General features: G+C 39.3%; 23 protein-coding genes and 1 pseudogene. 12 read left to right on the top strand and 12 right to left on the bottom strand.

Features of this window, described 5'->3' with window-relative positions; all coding sequences use genetic code 11:
* The 5 genes and pseudogenes from FLK20_RS21540 to FLK20_RS04770 form a co-directional block, all read left to right on the top strand.
* Positions 1 to 572 (top strand): annotated as a pseudogene (locus FLK20_RS21540) (hypothetical protein); the annotation flags it as partial.
* Positions 573 to 587: 15 nt separating this feature from the next.
* A complete protein-coding gene (locus FLK20_RS04785; protein ID WP_152655419.1) occupies positions 588 to 809 on the top strand; it encodes a hypothetical protein in 222 nt (73 codons plus the stop codon).
* A gap of 235 nt (positions 810 to 1,044) precedes the next feature.
* A complete protein-coding gene (locus FLK20_RS04780) occupies positions 1,045 to 1,227 on the top strand; it encodes a hypothetical protein (protein WP_194165521.1) in 183 nt (60 codons plus the stop codon).
* 191 nt (positions 1,228 to 1,418) lie between these two features.
* Positions 1,419 to 2,282, top strand: coding sequence for a protein phosphatase 2C domain-containing protein (locus tag FLK20_RS04775; protein WP_152655417.1), 864 nt, complete (start codon positions 1,419 to 1,421; stop codon positions 2,280 to 2,282).
* A 26-nt stretch (positions 2,283 to 2,308) separates the two neighbouring features.
* A complete protein-coding gene (locus tag FLK20_RS04770; protein ID WP_152655416.1) occupies positions 2,309 to 2,884 on the top strand; it encodes a GNAT family N-acetyltransferase in 576 nt (191 codons plus the stop codon).
* Positions 2,885 to 3,082: 198 nt separating this feature from the next.
* Here the strand turns inward: FLK20_RS04770 and FLK20_RS04765 are convergent, their stop codons facing one another.
* The 8 genes from FLK20_RS04765 to FLK20_RS04735 all read right to left on the bottom strand — a co-directional run bounded on the left by FLK20_RS04765 (position 3,083) and on the right by FLK20_RS04735 (position 10,636).
* Entirely contained in the window at positions 3,083 to 4,129 is a 1,047-nt protein-coding gene (locus tag FLK20_RS04765; protein WP_152655415.1) for a galactitol-1-phosphate 5-dehydrogenase, read from the bottom strand.
* 1 nt (position 4,130) lies between these two features.
* On the bottom strand, positions 4,131 to 4,298 hold the full coding sequence (locus tag FLK20_RS21535) for a hypothetical protein (RefSeq protein WP_194165520.1): 168 nt from the start codon (positions 4,296 to 4,298) through the stop codon (positions 4,131 to 4,133).
* A gap of 35 nt (positions 4,299 to 4,333) precedes the next feature.
* Positions 4,334 to 5,368: a zinc-binding dehydrogenase gene (locus FLK20_RS04760; RefSeq protein WP_152655414.1), complete on the bottom strand. Its 1,035-nt coding sequence runs from the start codon at positions 5,366 to 5,368 to the stop codon at positions 4,334 to 4,336.
* 180 nt (positions 5,369 to 5,548) lie between these two features.
* Positions 5,549 to 6,808: a PTS galactitol transporter subunit IIC gene (locus FLK20_RS04755; protein WP_152655413.1), complete on the bottom strand. Its 1,260-nt coding sequence runs from the start codon at positions 6,806 to 6,808 to the stop codon at positions 5,549 to 5,551.
* Positions 6,809 to 6,939: 131 nt separating this feature from the next.
* Positions 6,940 to 7,218 carry a PTS sugar transporter subunit IIB gene (locus FLK20_RS04750; RefSeq protein ID WP_152655412.1) on the bottom strand — a complete coding sequence of 93 codons (279 nt, stop codon included), beginning with the start codon at positions 7,216 to 7,218 and terminating at the stop codon, positions 6,940 to 6,942.
* A complete protein-coding gene (locus FLK20_RS04745; RefSeq protein WP_152655411.1) occupies positions 7,215 to 7,706 on the bottom strand; it encodes a PTS sugar transporter subunit IIA in 492 nt (163 codons plus the stop codon). Before FLK20_RS04745 ends, FLK20_RS04750 begins: the two co-directional genes overlap by 4 nt.
* Positions 7,707 to 7,730: 24 nt before the next feature.
* The gene (locus FLK20_RS04740) at positions 7,731 to 9,791 is read right to left on the bottom strand and encodes a BglG family transcription antiterminator (RefSeq protein ID WP_152655410.1); all 2,061 of its coding nucleotides are present in this window, start codon (positions 9,789 to 9,791) and stop codon (positions 7,731 to 7,733) included.
* Positions 9,792 to 10,168: 377 nt separating this feature from the next.
* Positions 10,169 to 10,636 (bottom strand): GNAT family N-acetyltransferase, encoded by a 468-nt coding sequence (locus tag FLK20_RS04735; RefSeq protein ID WP_152655409.1) that lies wholly within the window; start codon positions 10,634 to 10,636, stop codon positions 10,169 to 10,171.
* Between the two features lie 215 nt (positions 10,637 to 10,851).
* On the opposite strand from FLK20_RS04735, the gene FLK20_RS04730 reads away from it, so the two are divergent.
* From FLK20_RS04730 to FLK20_RS04720, 3 genes are all read left to right on the top strand, one after another.
* Entirely contained in the window at positions 10,852 to 11,295 is a 444-nt protein-coding gene (locus tag FLK20_RS04730) for a hypothetical protein (RefSeq protein WP_152655408.1), read from the top strand.
* Positions 11,296 to 11,320: 25 nt separating this feature from the next.
* Positions 11,321 to 12,679: a tripartite tricarboxylate transporter permease gene (locus FLK20_RS04725; protein WP_152655407.1), complete on the top strand. Its 1,359-nt coding sequence runs from the start codon at positions 11,321 to 11,323 to the stop codon at positions 12,677 to 12,679.
* A 105-nt stretch (positions 12,680 to 12,784) separates the two neighbouring features.
* The gene (locus FLK20_RS04720) at positions 12,785 to 13,630 is read left to right on the top strand and encodes a Cof-type HAD-IIB family hydrolase (RefSeq protein ID WP_152655406.1); all 846 of its coding nucleotides are present in this window, start codon (positions 12,785 to 12,787) and stop codon (positions 13,628 to 13,630) included.
* Between the two features lie 111 nt (positions 13,631 to 13,741).
* Here FLK20_RS04720 and ytvI read toward each other — a convergent pair whose 3' ends face one another.
* Complete coding sequence (gene ytvI / locus FLK20_RS04715) at positions 13,742 to 14,827, bottom strand: sporulation integral membrane protein YtvI (protein ID WP_152655405.1); 1,086 nt, start codon at positions 14,825 to 14,827, stop codon at positions 13,742 to 13,744.
* 156 nt (positions 14,828 to 14,983) lie between these two features.
* Positions 14,984 to 16,309, bottom strand: coding sequence for an alpha/beta hydrolase (locus tag FLK20_RS04710; RefSeq protein WP_227994848.1), 1,326 nt, complete (start codon positions 16,307 to 16,309; stop codon positions 14,984 to 14,986).
* 193 nt (positions 16,310 to 16,502) lie between these two features.
* On the opposite strand from FLK20_RS04710, the gene FLK20_RS04705 reads away from it, so the two are divergent.
* Both FLK20_RS04705 and FLK20_RS04700 read left to right on the top strand, forming a co-directional pair.
* Positions 16,503 to 16,910 carry a secondary thiamine-phosphate synthase enzyme YjbQ gene (locus tag FLK20_RS04705; protein ID WP_152655404.1) on the top strand — a complete coding sequence of 136 codons (408 nt, stop codon included), beginning with the start codon at positions 16,503 to 16,505 and terminating at the stop codon, positions 16,908 to 16,910.
* 28 nt (positions 16,911 to 16,938) lie between these two features.
* Positions 16,939 to 17,679 (top strand): tyrosine-protein phosphatase, encoded by a 741-nt coding sequence (locus tag FLK20_RS04700; protein ID WP_152655403.1) that lies wholly within the window; start codon positions 16,939 to 16,941, stop codon positions 17,677 to 17,679.
* A gap of 51 nt (positions 17,680 to 17,730) precedes the next feature.
* Here the strand turns inward: FLK20_RS04700 and FLK20_RS21530 are convergent, their stop codons facing one another.
* Together FLK20_RS21530 and FLK20_RS04690 are read right to left on the bottom strand one after the other, a co-directional pair.
* A complete protein-coding gene (locus FLK20_RS21530) occupies positions 17,731 to 18,099 on the bottom strand; it encodes a hypothetical protein (RefSeq protein ID WP_194165528.1) in 369 nt (122 codons plus the stop codon).
* 81 nt (positions 18,100 to 18,180) lie between these two features.
* Positions 18,181 to 18,432, bottom strand: a complete 252-nt coding sequence (locus FLK20_RS04690) for a GlsB/YeaQ/YmgE family stress response membrane protein (protein WP_152655402.1) — start codon at positions 18,430 to 18,432, stop codon at positions 18,181 to 18,183.
* A gap of 511 nt (positions 18,433 to 18,943) precedes the next feature.
* Between FLK20_RS04690 and FLK20_RS04685 the strand changes: the two genes are divergently transcribed.
* Entirely contained in the window at positions 18,944 to 20,917 is a 1,974-nt protein-coding gene (locus FLK20_RS04685; protein WP_152655401.1) for a methyl-accepting chemotaxis protein, read from the top strand.
* A gap of 460 nt (positions 20,918 to 21,377) precedes the next feature.
* Positions 21,378 to 23,339: a methyl-accepting chemotaxis protein gene (locus FLK20_RS04680; RefSeq protein WP_152655400.1), complete on the top strand. Its 1,962-nt coding sequence runs from the start codon at positions 21,378 to 21,380 to the stop codon at positions 23,337 to 23,339.
* The last annotated feature ends 161 nt before the right edge of the window (positions 23,340 to 23,500 follow it).

Raw genomic sequence — 23,500 nt, 5'->3', positions numbered from 1 at the left:
ATCAGTATGTAGATGATATCCCGGAAGCACGTGTGGAGGAGCCAGAGGAAGAAAAAGGGATATTTGATAAAGCTCTTGATATAGGGAAGCAGAGTGCAGAAATAGGATGGAATGCAGCTAAAGCAACTGCAGACTTTTTGTGGTTAGATGATGCGAGGACAGTTATGGATGGAAGTGCACCGATTACAGAGAGGCTTCTATCAGGAGTTTCGTTTATTCCTGCTGGGAAGATATTTACGAGTATTAGGAAAGGTTATAAGCTTGGTAAGGGCGCGGGTAATATTCCTAAACAAACAGTGACATCGAATAAAGGTAAGACAATTGATGTTACACCTACTGCAAATCATTCAACTACAACATCTGTGCCAAATCCTGCTAAGGGTGCACCAAATTCATCAGTAGATATCATAGACAAGAAAACTGGTGAAATAAAAACTAGGAGATTTTATGGGTCTGATGGCAGGGCTGTGAGAGACGTTGATTATACTAATCACGGTAATGCTAAGACTCACCCTGAATGGCCACATGAACATATTTTTAAATGGAATAGTGATGGTACGTTTAATAGATAATCTAGGAGTGATACTATGGATTATGAAGAATTAAAACAAAGAGTAGCGATGGGAGAAGAGTTTCAATTCTACTATCGAAATCAAAGTTTTTGGATTAGCAGAAATGAAGATGGGTACTATTTAACAAGAGTTAGAGATAGCTATTCTCAGTCCTTCAAAACATCAAATGAATTGTTTGTGGAAGGACGAATAGATGGAAAAAGTATTCAAGAGTTATGGAAAGAAATGGAGATATAGATGCTGTATTACCTTGATTGATTACATGCCTTTCAAGGGTTTTTATTTAAATCAAGACCATTTGGTAAGCGGAAGTATAAGAAAGGCTGCATTGATATTTAAATAAAACGGCCATATTTCTTACTCGATTTACATTTACACATGATAATGACAAAGTTCGTGGTGATAAAGGAAGTATTTATGATAGATATAATAGACAAATTTTTAGCTGATGAAATTTCTTCACAGGAAATGTATGAATCAATATATGAAGTTATCACTTCTTTTCATATATGGAAGGATTGTTCGATCGTATACAACCAATGCAAGCGTGCAGAAATATCAGTATGCAGATCATATCCCGGAAGCACGTGTAGAGGAGCTGGAGGAAGAAAAAGGATCTGTAGATAAAGCTTTTGATATAGGGGGAAAGGGTTAAAAGCAACCGTCATAAAACGAAAGAAGTAGCGGGCTTTTTAGTTTTTCAGGGAGAGAAGTATTTATGCACTCTCCCTCCTTGCATTTCTATTTTTTAACTGGTGCCTTTCAATTTACATTGTTAATAAGTTATGATCAGGATTGACAAGAGCAAATTCTATTCAGGATATTAGTAAAAAAGGTGGGAACGTCATGATTCATTTTTCGAAAGTATATAAGCAGGGAAGCAATCCGACGAATGAAGATGCCTATGTAGAAAATCAGAAAAGAAAGCTGTTTGCAGTGATTGATGGAGCAACGGGATTGGGAGGTTTACCAGGAAAAATAGCAGCAGAAACGATTCAACGTTGCTTTGATACTGCGAATATGGATGAGTCTTTAATTGACATCATTGATAAAGGAAATCTGGATTTAGCAAAGAGGACGAAGCAGGAGCTGGGTCAAGAAATCGGGGACATTGTGAAAGAAAAGCGCAGTGCCTGTGGGATTGCAGCAATACAAATGCATGAAACCTATCTGGAGTATGCTCAGTCAGGGGATTGTATGATTTTTGTTGCCTATCAGGATGGCGGAATTCAAGCGCTTTCCTACGATCATGTGATGCGGTTGGATGAAAAGGCTATCTCTGATTTATATGATTCTATTGCTAAACGAGTTGATTCCAAAGATAATGGTGAAGCTTTTCAAAAGATTTATCAAGAAGAGAAAGAGCACGTCATCCCTGCACTTGTAGCGAATAGAAAGAAACTAAATACAGTTGAAGGTTACAGCATTATTGATGGCAGCCCGGAAGCGATGGAATTTTTGAGCTATGGCAGGATTCCACTTCAGCAGGTGGAAAAAATTTTATTGCTTACAGATGGAATGCAGATCTATGGCATCGAAGGGGATGTCTGGAAAGAGACGGCAAATTATGCTATGAAATATGGTGTTGAATGTTTATTGGAATATGTTGTTCAACAAGAGGAGAACGACATTTATTTACAAAAGTATCCACGCTTTAAGCATGCAGATGATAAAACGGGAATATTGCTGGAATTAAGCCTGACCTTATAATAGAAATAAAAACATGGAGGTTTCCCATGCAAACAAAGAAATACTATTTAAAAAAGATGAATCCGACCAATATAAATATAAAGGTGCTCTATAATTATTTAAAACAGGACTTTGAGCGGATGGAGATATTTCCTCACTTTGTATTGAAACGTAATTTGAAAAGGGGAGTTATGGAAGCTGTCTATCTCACAGACGGTCAAGAAAAATATGGTTATGCCATTTATCAGCAGGTAGAAGCATTTGAAGGTATTTTTATTTCGTATCTGGCTATTCTTCCAAAATATAGATCAAGCGGACTTGGCAGTGAATTAATTAGTCAATTAGATGATTTGTCCCCAAACGGTATGTTACTGGAAGTAGAGGATCCGGAAGCAGCCGGTGATAAGAAGGATTATACGACGAGGCTTCGCCGGATTCGCTTTTATGAGCGGAATGGACTCCGCATCAATTCAGATATGAAGCTGAATACATTTTTTGTTTCATTAAGATTGATGGATAATGCCGGCAAAGCAGCTGCCTATGATTTTTCTTTTTATCAGAAGCTATATAATCGTATTTTAGGATTGCCGTTAGGAAGTATTTTTATTAAGGAAAATAGGTAAAGAAAACATTTTGAAAGAAGCCAGAAATAAAATTCTCTTTAGAGGGAGTAATATACAGCACTCCTTATTTAAGTTACAAATAATGACTTAACGAAATAAATTCGTTTGATAGACAGCTATTTTTAAAGAAAGACAATAAAAAAGAAGCATCCAGCTGTCCGAGGTTAGATGCTTCTTCTTATTTTTCACTTTCAAAACCTATGGATGGAAAAGAACTTTTATTGCATCTATTTCCTTATAAATAAGCTGATGAAAAATCTCAGGCCCCATATTTAGCGGGAAGTGATGAGAAATCATCGGCTTCACATCCAGCTGACCTGTTTTCATATAATGGAGAGCAGTTTTCCATTCTTTTCCCGGAAAAGGTGCAGATAATGCGTTCCAGGAGCCAAGGATGCGCAATTCATTACGGACAATTTTTTCAAAATAATAGCGCTGCAGTGTGATATCACCGTAGGGAATGCCTAAATATAAAACCTCGCCGCCTTTTTTAGGTAGGGAAAGTACTTGTTCACTTGTGGCGGGAGAGCCTGCTGATTCCACTGCCAGGTCAACTCCTGATTGGGCAGTATGTTTTTTTATAACCATTTCTGTATCTTCTTCCAGCGGATTAATAGCGATATCGGCACCCAGCTGTTTGGCGGTTTTTAGTTTGTTTTCATCAATATCAATAGCGAAAACAATTTCCGCTCCAAAGATTTTAGCCCACTGAACGGAAAGAAGCCCAATACTGCCGATGCCCATAATAGCCACTGCTGCTCCTGGTTGAATCGAGGTACGGTAAAAACCATGCAGAACAACAGAAGAAGGTTCCAGCATAGCAGCAGCATCAAAGTCAATTTCACCGGGTAATTGCAGCACATGAGATGCAGGAAGAGTAACGTATTCGGCATAAGCCCCGGGATGCTTTGCGCCGATAACGGTCAGTTCCGTACAACGTGTCGGAGCTCCTTGCCGGCAGTAGTTACATTCTCCGCAGGAAAAAGCAGGGCAGGCGGCTACACGATCTCCTTCTTTAAATTGTGTTACCGCACTGCCGACAGCAGATATGACCCCTGAAAATTCATGACCAAAGGTTGTCCCCGGGACATAGGGTCCGAGCTTTTTATAACGAGATAGATCAGAACCGCATACCCCGGCTGATTTTACTTGGATAAGAACCTCATCGTTGCTTGTTATTTGAGGAACGGGTGTATTTTCTTCAAAACGTATATCCTCTATATCGTATAAATTTAGAGCCTTCAAGTCAGCACTCCTTTCTACTGCGGTTGATTCGATTTCCTTTTCTTTTTTTTATTAAGAAATAAGCAGCGATACCGACGACAATTGAGTTAAAGATAAGCTGGTATTCAAAATAAAATTGACTTATTCCGCGCATCGGACCAAGCATAAAATCTAAGAACATATCAACCATGTTAAAACCTCATTTCAATTTAAACTTCACATATTTTAATCATCCAGAGGGGTCAGTAGCACTTTAATGGCTTCTCCACTTTTAATTGCCCGGTAAGCAGCATCCCATTGGTCGATAGAATATTCATGCGTCACCAGACTTTTTGCGTTTACTTTTCCGTCCTTCATTAATTGAATGGAGGGCTCCCAGTCGACCGGCTTTTGACTCCTGCTTCCAACGATTTGAATTTCTTTTTGAATGACTTTTTCCATATCAAAGGAGACCTGTGATTCTGAGAAAATACCAATTTGTGCATAGTGCCCTTTTTTCCGTAATAAATCCAACCCTTGATTTGCAGCGTGAATGGAACCGGAGCACTCTAAAAGCACATCTGCGCCATAACCGTCTGTCAGCTCGTTTACTTTGTCTTTCAAGTTTTCGTTTTGAAGGTTAATGACATAATCCATGCCGATTTCTTTTGCTTTATCCAGGCGAATCTGATCGTTTGTCAGACCAGCAACTAAAACAACCGTACCGCAGCTTTTTGCTACCTGGGCAGCAAGTAGGCCAATTGGGCCAGGTCCAAGAACAATAACTAAGTCTCCCCCGTGGATTACTGTTTTTTGGATGGCATGATAAGTACATGCTAAGGGCTCTGTCATTGCTGCAGAACGATCATCCACCTCTGGAGGCAGATGGTGAAGGCTTTCCTCACGTGCAATAAGATACTTGGCAAAACCGCCATTTACTTGGCTGCCCAGCCCTTTACGGTGGTTACATAAATTATAGTCTCCAGACTGACAATAGTTACATTCCCCGCAGATATAGAAGGTGGTTTCTGATGTAACGCGATCTCCTACTTTAAATTTGGTAACACCTTCACCAATTTCTACGATTTCTCCGGAAAATTCATGTCCCAATGTAACCGGAGCGGCAACTTGATAATGTCCTTCATAGGTATGGATATCGGAGCCGCAGATTCCAGCGTAAGTGACTTTAATTTTTACTTGGTGACTGGAAACAGTGGGCTCCTCAACATCTTGGAGGTGTAAATTCCCATGTCCCAGTTCGGTCTTCACGAGAGCTTTCATCGTTTATTCTCCTTTTTTAATCATTTCCGTTCCTTTCTAATGTGATGAAACGGATGAACAGAATTAATGAACTATTCTTACCAAATGAAGAAGAGAGGAACATAAATAAAATTTCATAACAGCATTATTTTCTACTATTTCTATATCAAAAGTAAGTATTGCTTCAAATAAATTATTGCATTAATTAAACAGGTCAAATATTCTCCAGATTACCCAGTTCACGATATTTCCACCCTGGTCAATACTGGATACCATTGCCGAGCCTTCCGGAAGATTAATATCTGCACTCATTGCCATATCTGTAAATAATGGAGCGATATCTGTTGCTACATAGAGTGAAACAGCGATCATAATCGAGCCGACGATAACAGAGTGAATAATATTCCCTTTAGAAGCTCCGACAATAAAGGCGATAACAAATGGAATGGTTGCCAAGTCGCCAAAAGGAAGAACCGCGTTTCCAGGCAAAACAACAGCAATAAGAACAGTAATTGGTGTTAAAATTAACGCCGTTGCAATAACAGATGGATGCCCTAACAGCACGGCAGCATCCAGACCAATATTAATTTCGCGATCACCGAAGTGCTTGTTCAACCATGTACGGGCAGATTCAGATACAGGCATTAATCCTTCCATCAGGATTTTTACCATTCTTGGCATCAATACCATCACCGCTGCCATAGAAATACCAATATTGATAATGTCACCAACACTGTATCCGGCTAAGGCACCAATTGCTACACCAAGCAGCAAACCGATAACCATGGAGTCTCCAAAGACGCCGAAACGTTTTTGAATGGAGTCCGGATCAGCATGCAGTTTATTGAGACCCGGGATTTTTTGAAGGCCTTTGACAACAAAAATAAATGGAGCATAAGAAATCGTACTTCCTGTTGCAACGGATACGCCTGGCATCTCATAAAAGTCACGTACCATCGGCTGGGTCCAGTCTGCTATTTTCAGACAGACAATCTGGAATAATGTTGCTGCAATCAGACCTTGCACAATACTTCCGGATACGGTATAGACAATGGCTCCCATAAAGGTATAGTGCCAAAAATTCCAAATATCTACGTTCATCGTTTTGGTTGTTTTAGTTACCAGCATGACAACGTTTACAACTAATCCTAACGGAATAATAAAGGCAGCAATCATTGACGCCCATGCAATAGATGATGTCGCTGGCCAGCCTATGTCAATAGTATTTAAGCTGACACCAAGTCTATCTACCATTCCTTGTGCTGCCGGACCAAGGTTTAAAGTCAATAAATCTATGACAAGGAAAATACCTACAAATGCAACACCGATTGTCAGACCGGAACGGAAAGCTTTTCCCGGCTTCTGACCAAATAAAAGTCCAAGTAAGAAGATGACAACAGGTAAAATGACGGTAGCTCCTAAGTCCAGAAATGCTTGTATAAAATCAACAAATCCTTGCATAAGAATTTCCCTCCTATGGGTTAGGGTGCTGCTCTATTCCCCTAAAGGGGATGTTCACCAAGTCTGGTAAAATGGTACAGTGAATTTTACTGCTTGTTGAACATACTTTTAAAGAATAGAGCAGCAAAATATTATTTTAGCAATTCTTCTAAAATCTGTTTCTTTGTATCTTCCACGCCGATTCCTGTCAGGAATGTACGTGCATTAATAACCGGGAAAGGATAGTCTTTCTTTGTCATTGCCGTAGTAACCAATAAATCTGCTGTATCCTCGTAGGTGCCTATTTCTGCAATTTTGATTTGCTTCAAATCTATTTTTATCCCATTTTCTTTCGCTAATTCTTCAATTGCATTGTTTACTACTGTGGATGTAGCGATTCCTGCTCCGCAAGCTACAAGTACTTGCTTCATAGCTTCTCACCTCCTTTAAAGTTATGCAGATGAAGTTTGTCAGCTGCCTGATGCAGCATCTCCGTCACACTTTCTGACAAGAGTAATTGTTCGAGAAATGTATCTTCTTGAAAAATCTTCATTAGATTCTGCAGAAGCTTCAATTGTGAATGAGGCTCATCCATTGCCAGCATAAATACGATTTGAACAGGTGTGGTTTCACTTTCTTCTCCCATAATGACAAAGTCTACCGGATTTTTTAGTGTAGCTATGCTGATGGTTTTCTGATTTACATGAACAGCATCTGTATGTGGAATAGCCACAGATACACCTGCTGTCGGCAATCCGGTCGCAAATTCTTGTTCTCTTTCGATAATTGCCGGAATAAAGCTTTCTTTGACATAATGATGCTTTACTAAATTTTCACCCATCTGCTGAAGCACTTCTGTATAGTCAGCAGCCTCTAAATTTAACAAAATAACTTCTTCATCAAAACGTAATTCACTCATGAAACAACACTCCTGCCTTAACTATTAATCAATGATATAGTCTCGAATCAACTTGTAAATATATTCCTTAGAACTTGCCTGAATCAATTTAGGTAACAGACTGGCTGAGGAAGCTACTTTCATCAGCTGCATCAGCGCGTGAATATGCTGCTTTTTATCTACGGCAGCAATCATAACCATCAAATGAATCTGATGATTTTCTTCCCCGTAAGCGACGCCGTTACGGATCTTTAACAGGCTCATCCCGACGTCCTTAACACCTTCCTCTGGTGCAGCGTGAGGAATAGCAACATGCTCGCCAATAGCAATATAAGAATCTTCTTTTGAGTGCTGGATGGTTGCCTTAATATAATCAGGTGTAATGTATCCATATTTAAGCAATGGGGCTCCACATAGCTGGATGGCCTCATCAAATGAGGAGACAGATTCTCTCAGCGTAATATGATTTACAGTCAGAAAATCATGTAAGTCTTTTTCTGTCTCCGCCGAAGCTTGCTTGGTAATGGCTGCGTTCTTATCCCGATGGATATAAGCATAGAGTTCTTTTCGCAGACTCTTTTCATCTAAAACCTTTGCGTGCTGCTGAATTTTCTCAATCAAATCATCCACATTGATTTCATTTGGAATATAATCATATATCTCCAGCATGACTTGTTTACGAATACGCTGTTTATCTTCGGATCGCAGTACAGGTTTGCAGATAAACAGCTTTTTATCTGTTTCTAATGTAATTGGCGAGAAAACAATATCGTAATCAAGCTCGTAATGTAAAAATTCCCTGACAGATAGCCAATCCAAAAATACGAATTCAGGAAATAGCTCACGCAGCTGCTGGAACATTAGACGGGAAACGGAAATCCCGCGCGGGCAAACAACCAGTGCTTTTATTTTCTGAGCCATACTTTCTCCCTGTTTATGCATCCAACCGCTGATTAACATGACGATGTAAGTAACTTCATTTTCAGGAATCCTGCTTTCCATCACTTCTTCGAGCGGTGTAATTGCTAAATGAACCAGGTGGCGGATTTGTTCAAATTCCTCATTATGGTTATCTTCAAAAAGAATCGAATCGGTCAGCTGATATTTAATCCGGTAATACGCCGGTGTTAAATGCTGAAGAAGCTTATCGATTAACTGCTTACGATCATGGAAGTTAATGCAGGCATTTTTTTCAAAGAGCCGTACCATTTTGTCAATTGCCGGCACCAGATCAGGGATATAATCCTCCGTTATCCAGGAATTCCGGTGAACACTGCCTGTTAACAGATTCAGTGTAATAAAGATACGTTCAGGTGTTGAAAGGCTTTTATCGTATAAAATTTTTTCTGTCGCTTGATATTCCTTGGTATTGGACAGCTCATCATAACGGATAAAGAAAGGCTGAATAGAGTATCCTTTTTGTATTCTCCTCAGAATTAATACAAATATAGCGGGGAGTGTCATCATAATTTCATCTGTAAATTGAATGGTGAGATTTTGCTCGACCCGCTCTAACCGGCGTTCAAACTGAGCAAGCAGTTCATCCTCAAGCATCAGTATTTCCTGCAGCTTTCTTTTATTGTCGTCATGCAGGATTAATTCATTTGCAAGTCCTATCATCATCTTACGTGCCTGAAATTCATTTCCAATGACCTGATACCCGTCTTTTCTCGTATGCTGCATTGCCAAATGATAAGAACTTAACAGCTTCTGAGCATGCTTCATATCATTTAAAATGGTATTTTTGCTGACACCTAACTGTCTGGTTAAACTGCTTAGTGAAATAATATCCTTACCACCTAAAACGGCTATGATTAGAAATTTTACCCGGTCCTGCTCAGACATTATTCCGTCACGGAGCTTGGAATCTCCGACGGGATTTTGTTTTACGGTTGCAGTTAAAATAGATTGATCAATGATAAATTGACCCTTCCTGGTTCGCTCGATTTCGGGCAAACGGTTATTTTTTAACCAGGTATTTATTTTTTGAAAGGTATAGCCTAATTGTCGTCGAGAAAGATTATATTTATCTGCGAGCTCCGAACTTGTGATACTCGTGTCATTGATTAGTGCGTTAAAAATAATCTCTTCTCTTTCTCCTAACACAATGTCTGCCTCCTTTGACTAGAATCATAACAATTACAGAATAAATGGTGAATGCGTTTACATCACAAAGTGAAGAATTATCATTGTACAATATTGTGATAACCCATCTTGTCCTATCGTACGTAATATTTTAAAACATTAGAAGTAATAAGGAGATAGAAAAAGTATTTAGTTTCATTGGGAAAAGGAAGTTAAAATCCAATCTTTATAACGAAGATAAAATTATAAGAAACGGGAGAAGAAGAAAGATCAACATCTTTTATTGTCTGGGGATAAAAAGATGATACTTGGGAAAAGGGAGGCTGCTTTGCAAAGAGAAGGTTATGAGGAAGAGGAGAACGGATACTAAATAAAAAATGCAGCTCATTTACTTGTTTTTATCCGCTGGTAATATCTCTTACATCCAGCTCCCAATAAAGCATAGATTCTGTATGTTTTACTTTCTGCATGCTTACTTTTTCTAATACACGCATAGAGGCCGGGTTATTTAGGCGTGTTTCTGCTCTGATTTTATTAACCTCTGAAGTATGTATAGTCCAATTTATTAAAGCACTAAGTGCTTCCGTTGCGTAGCCTTTATTCCGGCAGCTTTGAAGGAATCCATAGCCAATTTCTACCGTTTTATTTTTGTCTGGTTTTCCTTTAAAACCGATATCTCCAACTACTTTGTCATCTGACTGATGCTTTACAAGCCAAACACCCCAATATAATAAAGAAGGATCTTCTTTTAATGCATTTAAATGACTAATAATATGAGGATTACAAGTATATTCCTCTCTGATCGAGGGCGTAACTGTCCGTTCAGTACAAGGAATAATGATAAGTCTTTCCGTTTCCAGCTTCATAAAACCTCTCCTTTTATCACTGCAAATCTATATTAGATGTGACAGGCTTTCTCTATTTCTATTATAGCAGAGGCCCCACTGCATCATAAAAAAATCTGCTATTAGTATCTGCTAATAGCTTCTAGTATTATTAACTTGTATGTAGTATAATCAGATTATTTCATTCTGTAAATCATATTTTTAGGGATATTTTAATAGAAAGGTGATCTGAAAAGATGACGGAACAAGAACAGAAGCGTTCCCAGACATATGTTGAAATTATTGGTGATACAGTTGTTGGGAAGCATTTAATCGTTACAATTTTCATTAGTGTGGTGCTCAGTTTTGTCGGCTTTTTTACAGGCAGAGAATTTATATTTCCACGCATTGCTCCGGAGGAAATGATTCAGTCTTATTCGTTGTTGTCAGGGATTGCTGGCAGTGTAACGGGTTTACTTATCAACACGTTTTTATTTAAACCAAAAAGAACCTTAAATGAAACAGTGTCTACGAACAATGAACTATCGGAAATATATGAGAAATTGCAATTGGATATGGAGGAAGAGCGTGCATCCATTTTAAATGATCCGGTAACGGCTCGAGAAATGAAGGAACAAGGATTTTATGACATGTTTATTTCTGATGAGAAAAAAGAACATGATGAGAAAAAGAAGAAATAGTTGAAAGAGGAGAGAATGAACAAACATGGATGTATTACTGATATCAATCCTATTAGCGGTTCTTGGGGGAATTATATTTACCGCTATTGGTTTAATTTCCGGATCTGATGAAACCGCTGTGCTTGTTCCGGCAACCTTGATTGTTGTGTTGTTAGGAGCGCCTCCAGAGGCCGTTTTCGCATTTTTTATGGCTGCGGTGCTCTCGAAGCATCTCACGCATGCGATTCCTACTGCCTTGATGGGTGTCCCGGGAGATACGACAGCGACGCCGATGCTGGATCATGCTAATTTTATGCGACGAATTGGTTTGCCGCATATTGCCTTACGAAAAATGATTTCGGGCGGGATTATTGGTGCATTTATTGCCCTTCCTGTGTCCTTAGTGTTTGCTGTATTCTTAAGCCGTTTTGGCGAATTTTTTCAGGAGAATGCCGGCATTATATTTACACTGGCTGCTGTTTTAATTGGTTATTTTTCCAAAGGACGCTGGGCAAGTATAATTTTAATCATTCCGCTTGCACTTGTGATTCAAGGATTAAATCTGGTCAGCACAACGATTTTAGGAACTGGACTGTCGATCAGCTTTTTCCTTGGGATTGCAATTGGACCAATGTTTACGGATATTTTATTAGCATCCTCCGGGAGTGGTCGATTAATGATTGAACGCCGGCAGCCGAATGAATATAAATTAGCACCGGAAAGGAAATCGTGGACAGGGTATTTTCCTAATCCGTTTAAAGTATTAACGAAGAAACAAACAGCCGCGGTTGGAGGAACGTCTTTTCTGTCTTCTCTGACCTTTGCTCTGAGTCCTGTTGGAATGACAGCATTGATGGGAGAGCTGGTAGGGTCCCGTGTGAAGGGGCAGTATAAGAAATCAACGACCAGTTTGTCTACGATGAACGGGGTAACAGAATCAACTTATATTGCAGAGACGATTATTCCGCTTGTCGCATTTGGAATTCCGCTTAGTCCTGTAGCAATTGGTCCGGCACAAGCGCTATTTAATGCACCGCCTGTATTTACAACAGAGCCGGAAATGCATAATTTGCATACGCTGATGGAACCTATGGATTTCCTGTTATATGGATTAATTGGAATTGTTATTGCGGCCATTATTGCCTACCCATTTTCAATGAACTTTGCCAGAAAAGCGACCGTTCTAGTTTTAAAGCATATAAATCAGGAAGCAATTATTGCTATGTTTATCGGGATTGTTACACTGCTTGCGTTTTATGAAGGTGGTCTCGTCAGTGTAACTGTTACTTTTGCTATGGCAATGGTAGGCGGGCTATTGAATCGTTTTCTAGGCGTGGGGATCGGGGTTCAATTTATGATATTCTATGGTTCAGGCTGGATTGTCACTACTTTATTAGGAATGTAGGAATGAATATATAGAGGGGCAGGTGCTTCTGCTTCTCTCTAATATGTCAGAGAATAAACATTTCTGCAAATATGATAAGATAACAATTGGAAGGATGTGAAGCGCATGAAGTTAATTGCAACGGATTTAGATGGTACGTTACTAGGTGAAGACGGGAAAATAAGTGAAGTAAATCGGGCAGCTATTCGCAAAAGACAGGCGAAGGGGGATATTGTAGCATTCTGCTCTGGAAGATCACTGCATGATATGCAGGAGATTGCAGCAGCGGCAGATTTGGAGGTTCCATTAATTTGTGCAAACGGGGCATTGACCAGTGTGAATGGGGAGATTATCCGCAGTCAGATCCTTGTTGCAGACAAGCTGACAGAAATCATAGAAACCGTATCTGCTGCTGAATTATATTTTGAAATTTATACAAATAAAGGGCTATATATTCAAAAAAGTAAAAAGCAGATTTTAATAGAAGAGAAAGAAGCTCTTTTTGATACGCCAGATGAAAAAGAGAATGCGGAGCATATTATTTATATACAAAATATGCAGTACGGTATGGTGGAAGTAGATGATTATTTAGAAGCAGGGGTTACGGAACTGGAGCCATACAAAGTATTTATTATGTCATTCCGGCGTGATAAATTAGAAAAGCTGGAAGAAGGCTGGAAGGATAGAAATGATATTTCCCTGACAACCTCTGGCTATCAAAAATTAGAGGTTGCTCATCCAGATGCCAGTAAAGGAAATGCACTAGCAGCATTGGCAGCGTATTATCAAATTCCTAGAGAGAATACTGTCTGCATTGGAGATAATTTTAATGATATTTCGATGTTCGAATATGCAGGAACTGCTGTAGCGATGCAAAATGCAGAGCCGGAAGTAAAGGAATATGCAGACCATATCACGAGAAGTAATGAAGAAAATGGCGTTGGTTATGCCTTAGATGAAATCATCGAATAGAGAAAGGCATAGTTATCATCGGCAATAATACCTTAATAAAAAATCCGAATCTGATTTACATGTTAGGTTAGAACATGTAAATCAGATTCGGATTTTATTTGTGATGTCGTCTTATTCTTCTACTTTTTGAATGGATTTCTTCTTCACGAATTGGAATAAACCAACCTCGTGGGCTGCTTGAAATGCGCTGACAACGAATGGTCCAAAAATAAGACCGAGTACACCAAAGAAAACAAAACCAAAATACATGGATAAGACCGTCGGCAGTGCAGCGAGCCCCATCTGATCGCCGAGTACCTTTGGTTCTGTAATCCGTCTGATGATTAACAAGAATAATGCCAATATCATCAGCTGCAAACCGGTTGGAACATCACCGATGAGCATCATCAGTCCCCCCCACGGAACAAGGATTAATGCTGGGCCAACATAGAGTGGAATAATATCCACAACCCAGATGATAAAGGTCATTAAGAGCGCAAATCGAGGAGCGATAAAAAGTAAGCTCAAGTACGTAATCACAAAAATCATTACACTAAGCAAAAATTGAGCTTTCCAATATCCCCAGAAAACGGTTCTTAAACGCTGAAAGAAATTCTGTAGCTTTGTAGCTGTTTTTTCTGGGAAAAAAGAGAAAAATACTTGAAACAACTTTGGCAGATCAAGGCTGAATAAAAAGAAAGTAATGAGATAGACAAGGGATATAAACAGCAGGTTAGGGATTGATTGAACCCAGGAACCAAGCATACCAATGAAGCTCTCCACCAGGTCATATCCCGTATTTAGCAGTCGGTCCGATTGCCGTTCCAGTTCACTGATAATTGCATTACGCTGAGGTAAATCAGCAATTAAATCATTAAATCTATAAATGATCTCATTGATAATGGATTGGATTTCACTGCCGTACCTTGGAACGTTATGACTCCATTCGACAATCCGGCTGATAGTGCTTGTAAGCAAAACGTAAATTAATCCGCATGCAATCACAACAAATGATGTAAAAACAATCGTTACAGGCCAAATTCGTTTTTCTTGCTTTAAGAGTTTTTTTAGCAGCTTTACCAGTGGCTCAAATATAATTGCAGTCAACAAGGCCAGTAAAACAGGCATAAATACTGAAAAATAAAAATATAAGAACACACCCGATGCAATAAGTAAAATGCCAATAATAATTTTTTTGATTAATGATTGGTTTAACAAAAGCTTTCCTCCTGCCGATAAGACGATAAAATATCATAATATCATTTTATAGTTCGACTTTCAAATTGTAAACTAGGATAAGTGGAGTTAACTATCTATACTTCTGATTGTTGTAAAATATAAAATCCTCCACCTTTATTATTGCTGGATATTTAGTTAGTCCGCTTGTTCATGAATCCAATTGCTAATATCTATGATTACTTGTTCATCAACATGACCGGGAATATTGTATTCTGCAACGGTCCCTTTGTTTTCTCCTTGTGATAAAATAAACATATGATTGAGATCTGGATAGGTTTTTAGTGTCGCCTGGGGTTCGTTGGCAAAGATGTCCTCCCATTTTGCAAAGTCTTTTTCCATGGTTACCTGGAAATCTGCTTCCCCCTGAAGGAGGAGGATAGGTTTATTTGAATCAAGGGCAATTTGACCAATATCATACTGGTCCATTTCTTGAAAATAATAACCGCTCATTCCGGCAAGGTTGTATTCCATTGCTTCTTCTTCTGACATATCTTGAAAGCTTTCCGCAAGCTCTTTAAATTCCTCTGCTTGTTCCATAACCCCTGCTTTTGTTTCATCACTCAAATTTTCTGACAGCAAGTCTATTTGCTGGTCGTACATAATTTCCCATAAAGAGCGAGGAGAGCCGGCTAAACTGATTATTCCCGCAGTCTTTGCTTCGTCATCAATCCTGGGCGCAAGCATGCCGCCAAGTGATTGCCCGATGATATAGACCTGGTCAGCCTGAATACGTTCATCATTTTGCAGGAATTCAGCTGCTGCTACTGCATCATCAATGGTTTCTTCTTTAACAGATATTGCCGCTCCCAGCTCTTCTGCCATTTTTTCTGCGTGTGTATAGGTACGCTTGTCATAGCGCAAAACCGCAATTCCTTTTTCTGCTAGTCCATAAGCAATATCCTGAAAAGGTTTATAACTATACACAGCTGCATCCATATCACTGGGGCCGGATCCATGTACAAGCACGACAGCTGGGTAAGGGCCTTCTTCTCCAGAGGGCAGGGTCAGTTTACCATCCAGGGGATAGCCTTCTTCTGCTTCAATAATAATATCCTCTTCCATGGCAGAGTCAGGAAGTGCTAACGCTTCAAATGGGCGCTCGATGTGCAAGCTTTCCAGTTCTTCCTCTTCATTCCACTCCATGCTTATCTCCACTGTTGCATCATCAAAAGTTAATTCACCTGAAACAAAGGTCTTTTCTTCATCAGCGTTTACCTCTAAGTTGTTTATCTTCTCAAATGCACTCCCGCGATTTGCTTCCCAAGATAACCGTAATTCGTCAGGAGGGTATTTTTCCAGCAGGACATCTGAAAAGTATTGTTCTGTAATCTGTTGATATTCCTCATTTTGTAATTGCTCAAGCACCTCTTCAGCGTTTTCTTCAGCAGTGCTCTCCCGGCTTGTGCAGGCAGAGAGTAAGAGAAAAGCAGCACCAGCAAGTAATATGTATTTTTTTCGCAAAATGATCACTCCTTTAATAGGATATATATGATAAATTCTATAAATAGTGGGTATATACATATTTACGATTGAGATGACATTATGTTTCAAAAAAGCCTAATTATTTGTTGGCCTGCAAATATTTCGTTAAGATAGAAGTATACTTTGATAGAACGCATATATAGAGCAGTTTTGAAAGAAAGAGGTAGAAGAGATGCCGACAAAGACAGAAATTTTTCAAATCCAAACGAATAAGAAGCAGGAGTTTATTTTCTTAGACAGCGAGCTGGAAGACATTTTAGTTCAGAGCGGTGTACAGGAAGGAATCATGATTGTCTACTGCCCGCATACAACAGGTGCGATTACGATTAATGAAAATGCTGATCCGGATGTGCGCCGTGATCTATCACTTGGTATGGACGAAACCTTTCCGAATAAAGAAGCATATGTTCACATGGAGGGCAATTCCGACGGACATATGAAATCTTCTGTTGTGGGAGCAAGTGAAACATTGATTATTTCAGGTGGACGGCTGCTTCTGGGAACGTGGCAAAGTGTTTATTTCTGTGAATTTGATGGACCAAGAACGCGGCAGGTTTATGTGAAAATAGTAGAAGGATAAAATAGAAACATGAGGGAGAGACATCATTTTGACTACAGAAGCACTATTATTTAACCCGGAACGACATATTGAATTAGCGGGGACACAAAACATTCGTGATTTAGGAGGCTATCCAACAAAGGATGGCAAGCAGACAAAGTGGGGAAAATATTATCGGGCGGATTCTTTACATCTTATCGATTCAGCAGGACATGCTTTTTTACAAAAGGAAAAGGGTATCCATACGATTCTTGATTTACGCCTCAGCATGGAAGGGAAATATAGAAAAGAAGATAAAGCACTTTATGATTTTTATAATATTCCATTGCTTGATCCAGCTACACTTACAACAAAAATGCCGAAAAGTCTGATAGAAATGTATATTTTAATGCTAGAGAGCAGTAAATCGAAATTTAAAAAAATTATGGATGTTTTTCTGCATGAAAAAGGAAATTCTGTTTTGTTCCATTGTCGTGTCGGAAAGGATCGTACAGGTGTGCTTGCAGCTATTTTATTAGACTTAGCAGATGTGCCAAAAGATATTATTGTGAAAGATTATGCGTTAACGGGAGAGTATAAGAAGATAACAGATGAAGAGCTTAATAAACGCCCGCCGTTGATGTCGCGCAATCAATTTAAAGTGATGCTGGGCTGTGAGCCCTCTTACATGGAAGATTTCTTGAACTATTTGTATGAAAAATATGAAAGTGCAGCTGGCTTCTTAAAGAAGGTTGGGCTGACAGATGAAGAAATAAAAGTGCTGCGTGATGATTTTGTTGAGGAAGTATAAAAAAGGGAGGTAGACGGATGCCGTTATCTCCCTTTTTCATTTTTCATAATTCTAATAATATGGCGGGTACGGATAGCCGCTGTAATATCCTGGGGGTCCAGGCGGTCCAGGAGGGCCTGGTGGACCCGGAGGACCGTAATATCCCATTGGTCCAGGCGGTCCCGGGGGCCCTGGAGGACCCGGGGGACCATAATATCCCGGACCTCCGCCAGGTCCTAAAGCGCTGCCCAATAACCCGCCGGCTAATCCACCGATAAACGGAAAAAAGAACGCCCGCTGTTCTGGTGCATGCTGATGAAATGGCTGTGCAGGGTATGCACTATATGGTGAAGCAGGCATATCAAACTGCTCTGGATATGGATTATCCATCACTTGATATTCATCTGCATGTGAATATGCATGATTCGGGTCAGGTTGCATATACATTCCTCTTTTCTGTATGAGCTATATACCTAACCTATGCAGCTGCCTCGATTTTGTTCATCTGCTGGCGTACAAGTGTTAACGACGGAATAGGCGAATGATGAAGCTGACAATAAGAATAAGGATAATCGCACCAATCAGAGCAGGTACAATAAAGAATCCGCCGATTTCAGGTCCCCATTGTCCAAATAAAGAGGAACCAAGCCATGCTCCGATAAAACCGGCAAGAATATTTCCAAAAATTCCTCCAGGCAGATCTTTACTTACAATTAATCCGGCAATCCAGCCGATAATTCCACCCATAATCAGGCTCCAAATAAAACTTAGCATTAAAATCATTCCTTTCTGTAATTTTAGCTATTTCCAAATAAAAGTATTTTAAACGAAAAATATTTGTTTTTTTATAAAATATGTAGTATATAAAGTTTTTTTGTAAATTGATGTGGAATATATTTTTGATCGCAGTGACGGCCCCGTTCGTTCAAGGGACTTTAGGGAGGCCGGTTTTTAGTCGTATCCAGGTGCATGATCCTGTGATTTAGATATTCATTGTGAGTAATTAATACTATTACAAAGAAAAATTATTATTTATTTTTGTTTTTTAATAGATCTTAGGGCTCGATAATTTTGCTTTGATTTATTGTTTCTAGAAATAATATTTAATCTAAAGGAATTATTATTATCATTAATTTATAACTATACGTTTAAATTAATTACTTTATATTACTTTTATTACCTTTTAATGTAAATTAGATTTATTTTTATAATATTTTTTCATTTTTTGATAAATTTTTTCTGTTTTCTCCCGATAAAGAAATATAGACAAATAGGAGAGATGAAAATGAAAAAAATATTTAAAGCCAAAGGAATACGATTTAAATTAGTTTTATCTTTTTTCTTAATTTTATTAGTTCCGGGAATTTTAATAGGGGTTATTACGTATTTTAGTTCTACAAATACCGTCGAGCAGCAGCAGAGAGAGCAAGTGCAAGAATTAACTGCTATGATGGATCAGACGATAAATAATACGTTTGAACTGAAACAGCATGATATAGAAGTTCTCTCAAGCGTGATTACAGAGGAGTTAATTGAAGAGGATACAGAAGAATTGAATAGAAGAATGTCTGAATATATTGAGATACATCCGGAAGCTCCGGAATTTTATCTTGCCACGACAGAGGGAGATTTTTATCTTCAGCCGGAAATGGAGATGGAGGAGGGTTACGATCCAAGAGAACGTGCCTGGTATCAGGAAGCAATGGCCAATCCGGAAGAAGTAATTATTTCAGATCCTTATTTAACAGCAAGTGGAGATGGACAGATAGCAGTCAGTGTATCAAAAGCATTGGAAGATGGATCAGGAGCAATCGGCATTGATGTCTCTATGGATTTTATTCAGCAGCTTGTGTCTGAAGTACAGGTGGGAGAGCATGGATATGCTGTTTTGCTGGATACGAATCAGAATTTTATTTATCATCCGGAAAAGACAGCCGGGGAGGAAATAGATCAGCCTTTCTATCAAAAACTGTATGATAACGAATCCGGTACTTTCGAATATGAGTATGATCATACATCTAAAATTATGGTGTTTGATACAAATGCTATAACAGGCTGGAAATTGGCGGGAACCATCGATTATAGTGAGGTACAAGCAACAGCCGCGTCAATCACTACAACACTTATTATCGTACTGAGTGTGACGTTAATATTAGGTATTGGTATTATTCTGCTCCTTGTCCGCTCTATTATCCGTCCAATCAAGATGCTGAAAGAAAAAGCAGAAATCATCAGCACCGGCGACTTAACACAGTCTGTTGATGTCCAAACAGATGATGAGATCGGCCAGCTGGGTACAGCCTTTAACAAAATGGGAGAAAGCTTGCGGGAGCTGATTAGAGAGGTTGAATGGAATGCCCAGCAGGTCGCAGCATCTGCCGAGGAATTAAATGCAAATGCAGACCAGATGACAAGCTCATCCGAACAGGTATCTCTGGCCATTCAGGAAGTATCCTCCAGTGCCGAGCATCAGTTAAGCGGAACAGAGGATGGGGTGCATTCGCTGGAAGAAGTATCAACAGGTGTTGGCAGAGTAGTGGACAGCTCTGCACAAGTGACGGAATTTGTTCAAAAAATGAACAAACAGGCAGAAGTCGGCGGACAGGCAGTAAGTAATACATTGAATCAGATGACCTCTATTCAGTCATCGGTAGAGGATACAAATAAGAATATTTCTTCCTTATTAGAGCGCTCAAAGCAAGTAAGCACCATTTTGAATGCTATTACAGATATTTCGGAACAGACCAATTTACTTGCGTTAAATGCAGCGATTGAAGCAGCCCGTGCCGGGGAACATGGAAAAGGATTTGCAGTAGTAGCGGATGAAGTCCGGAAGCTTGCAGAACAATCGAAGCTGTCAGCTACCCAAATTAGAGAAATTATTTTAGGGATTCAGACAGACGTTGAGAATGCGGTTGATAAAATGGGGCAGGTTACTTCCAATGTGAATAGTGGACTGGATGTATCGTATGATGCGATAGATAAATTCGGTGAAATCCTGCGCTCCAGTGAAAGTATTAAGCCACAAATGGAGGAAGTAACATCTATTTCAGAACAGATGTCTGCAGCTGTAGGGCAATTAATGGGAACCGTGAATGATTTAGCATCCATTGCTCGTAATAATGCAGCATCTTCACAGGAAGTGGCAGCCTCCTCCGAAGAACAGCTTGCATCGATGGAAGAAATCTCTGCATCTGCGAAATCGCTATCCTCGATGGCCGAAGATTTATCAGAGAAGATTTCAACGTATAAATATTGAGGCAGGATAAATTATAAAACCCAAAAATACAGCAGTGATTATCATTGCTGTATTTTTTTATACTTTCATAAAGGATAAAGAAGCTAAGGAATAAAGTAAGACAGACACGATATACCAGTCTTTGTCCGGGGAGAAAGGAAGCAGACTAAATTCGCGCATCCTGGGATTGCGATTACTCATCTCACCGAAAAAATTTGTGGTTCGAAAACTCCCGCTGATAGAAGTTTCGTTTTATATGCCAAGTATAATAGAGCTTTTTCTGTATAGACAGATCGTATTTACCTGCGTGAATTTAAGTTGACAGGAGAATGATCATATATTTTTTAGGAATAATCGTTTATGTTGAAAAAAATTTACAGGACTAAATTACTTAAAATGTATTCAAGTTCTGAATTGTTTGACCGATAGATAAGTATAGTGACACTTTTGTTCAAGACAAATTATAAAGTGGGGGACAGCAATGAAGAAAAAAGGGATTCGTTTTAAGCTGGTTTTATCATTTATTTGTATGTTATTGATTCCGGGTGTTGTCATTGGTTTTTTGACGTACAACAGCTCTGTAAGCACATTGCAGAAACAGCAGGAGAATCAAGTAGAAGAAATTATCACGATCATGGATCAGACCATTGATAATACTTTTGCTTTGAAGAGCAGGGATGCAGAGGTATTAGCGGGACAGGTTCATGGCGAGTTAGTAAATGAGGAAGCAGAAGCGCTGATCGAAACCTTTGATCAATATTTTGAATTACATGATGAAGTGGTATCCGTTTATGCTGGTTCAGAAGAAGGAGTTTTTATGGAATCATCAACGGATGTGACCGAGGAGGGTTATGATCCGAGGGAACGTCCATGGTACATAGAAGCAATGGAAAACACAGAAGAAATTATTATCTCGGAGCCTTATGTTTCAGCAGGTACAGATAGGGAGATGGTTGTCACCGTTTCGAAAGCGTTAGAGGATGGTTCAGGTGTTATCGGCATCGATTTATCCATTGATTTTATTCAGCAGATAGCATCAGGAGTTCAAATCGGTGAAAATGGTTATGCGATATTATTAGATGAAACGCAGCGCTTTATTTATCATCCTGTTATGGAAATTGGGGAGGAAGCAAGTGAATCTTTCTATAATAACCTGTATGAATCTGGTGCTGGCAAACTTGAATATAACTATCAAGATACAGATAAAATCATGGTTTATGGAACCAATGATTTAACTGGATGGAAAATAGCCGGAACGATCGATTATAGTGAAATTCAAGCAGAGGCAGCTACTGTTTTTAACACATTATTAATTGTATTAATCAGTGCTGTTGCTATCGGTTTGGGTGTGACGGTACTTATCGTACGTTCCGTCGTTAAACCGATCAAAGAATTGAAAGAGAAAGCGCGTATTATCAGTACCGGCGATTTAACACAATCCATTGAAGTGAAAACAAAGGATGAGATTGGAGAGCTTGGTGTTGCATTTAATGAGATGCAGAACAGCTTAAAAGAATTAATTCGCGATGTTGAATTTAATGCCCAGCAGGTCGCAGCATCGGCAGAGGAGTTAAATGCGAATGCGGATCAGATGACGAGCTCATCGGAACAAGTATCACTGGCTATTCAAGAAGTATCCTCCAGTTCGGAAACACAATTGAGCGGTACAGAAGACAGTGCGAATTCATTAGAAGAAGTATCGACAGGAGTCGGCAGAATTGTTGAAAGCTCCTCGCAAGTAGCGGAACTCGTCAATCAGATGAGCGACCAGGCGGAAATTGGCGGAAAAGCTGTGACAGATACATTGAATCAAATGACATCGATTCAATCGTCTGTAGAAAACACAAATGTTAATATTACCTCATTAATGGCCCGTTCTAATGAAGTAAGTACCATTCTTATGGCAATTACGGATATTTCAGAACAAACCAACTTACTTGCACTAAATGCAGCGATTGAAGCAGCCCGTGCTGGAGAGCATGGAAAAGGATTTGCCGTTGTAGCAGATGAGGTACGTAAGCTGGCGGAGCAATCCAAAACATCGGCAGGTGAAATTAGTACGATTGTTCAGGGAATTCAAAAAGACGTAGAGGACGCTGTGGAAAAAATGTCGCAGGTAACAGCAAATGTAGATAAAGGCTTAGAAGTATCGGATGATGCGATGGACAAATTTAAAGGAATTGTCCAATCAAGTAATGATATTAAGCCGCAGATGGAAGAAGTTATGGCTATTTCTGAGCAAATGGCAGCAGCAGTGCAGGAGGTGTCAACCACGGCAAATGATTTAGCGTCCATTGCCAGAAACAATGCCGCATCCTCTCAGGAAGTAGCGGCTTCTACAGAAGAGCAGCTGGCTTCAATGGAGGAAATTTCTGCAGCAGCAAAATCTCTGTCATCGATGGCAGAGGATTTAACAGAGAAGATTAATCAGTATAAATATTAATAGACATTGACAGGACACTATTTTAGGCGTTTTCTAAAGCGAAAAAAGAAATCCGGTTAGCAGCTCTGACGTTCGAAATTTGAGGCGCTAACCGGATTTCTTTTTGTTATTAACTATTTTACGAAACGGAGCATTATATCATAATTGTAAATTCTTAATAT

It is taken from the genome of Oceanobacillus sp. CFH 90083, from assembly GCF_009389585.1.
Classification (GTDB): domain Bacteria; phylum Bacillota; class Bacilli; order Bacillales; family Amphibacillaceae; genus Oceanobacillus.
Note: the sequence above shows the minus strand (reverse complement) of the source record. Positions and strands in the feature narration are given on the sequence as shown.

Coding starts and splice junctions, on each gene's coding strand:
- FLK20_RS04785 (WP_152655419.1), top strand. CDS start 588: ATGGATTATGAAGAATTAAAACAAAGAGTAGCGATGGGAGAAGAGTTT.
- FLK20_RS04780 (WP_194165521.1), top strand. CDS start 1,045: ATGAATCAATATATGAAGTTATCACTTCTTTTCATATATGGAAGGATT.
- FLK20_RS04775 (WP_152655417.1), top strand. CDS start 1,419: ATGATTCATTTTTCGAAAGTATATAAGCAGGGAAGCAATCCGACGAAT.
- FLK20_RS04770 (WP_152655416.1), top strand. CDS start 2,309: ATGCAAACAAAGAAATACTATTTAAAAAAGATGAATCCGACCAATATA.
- FLK20_RS21535 (WP_194165520.1), bottom strand. CDS start 4,298: ATGGTTGATATGTTCTTAGATTTTATGCTTGGTCCGATGCGCGGAATA.
- FLK20_RS04760 (WP_152655414.1), bottom strand. CDS start 5,368: ATGAAAGCTCTCGTGAAGACCGAACTGGGACATGGGAATTTACACCTC.
- FLK20_RS04755 (WP_152655413.1), bottom strand. CDS start 6,808: ATGCAAGGATTTGTTGATTTTATACAAGCATTTCTGGACTTAGGAGCT.
- FLK20_RS04750 (WP_152655412.1), bottom strand. CDS start 7,218: ATGAAGCAAGTACTTGTAGCTTGCGGAGCAGGAATCGCTACATCCACA.
- FLK20_RS04745 (WP_152655411.1), bottom strand. CDS start 7,706: ATGAGTGAATTACGTTTTGATGAAGAAGTTATTTTGTTAAATTTAGAG.
- FLK20_RS04735 (WP_152655409.1), bottom strand. CDS start 10,636: ATGAAGCTGGAAACGGAAAGACTTATCATTATTCCTTGTACTGAACGG.
- FLK20_RS04730 (WP_152655408.1), top strand. CDS start 10,852: ATGACGGAACAAGAACAGAAGCGTTCCCAGACATATGTTGAAATTATT.
- FLK20_RS04725 (WP_152655407.1), top strand. CDS start 11,321: ATGGATGTATTACTGATATCAATCCTATTAGCGGTTCTTGGGGGAATT.
- FLK20_RS04720 (WP_152655406.1), top strand. CDS start 12,785: ATGAAGTTAATTGCAACGGATTTAGATGGTACGTTACTAGGTGAAGAC.
- FLK20_RS04705 (WP_152655404.1), top strand. CDS start 16,503: ATGCCGACAAAGACAGAAATTTTTCAAATCCAAACGAATAAGAAGCAG.
- FLK20_RS21530 (WP_194165528.1), bottom strand. CDS start 18,099: ATGCAACCTGACCCGAATCATGCATATTCACATGCAGATGAATATCAA.
- FLK20_RS04690 (WP_152655402.1), bottom strand. CDS start 18,432: ATGCTAAGTTTTATTTGGAGCCTGATTATGGGTGGAATTATCGGCTGG.
- FLK20_RS04685 (WP_152655401.1), top strand. CDS start 18,944: ATGAAAAAAATATTTAAAGCCAAAGGAATACGATTTAAATTAGTTTTA.
- FLK20_RS04680 (WP_152655400.1), top strand. CDS start 21,378: ATGAAGAAAAAAGGGATTCGTTTTAAGCTGGTTTTATCATTTATTTGT.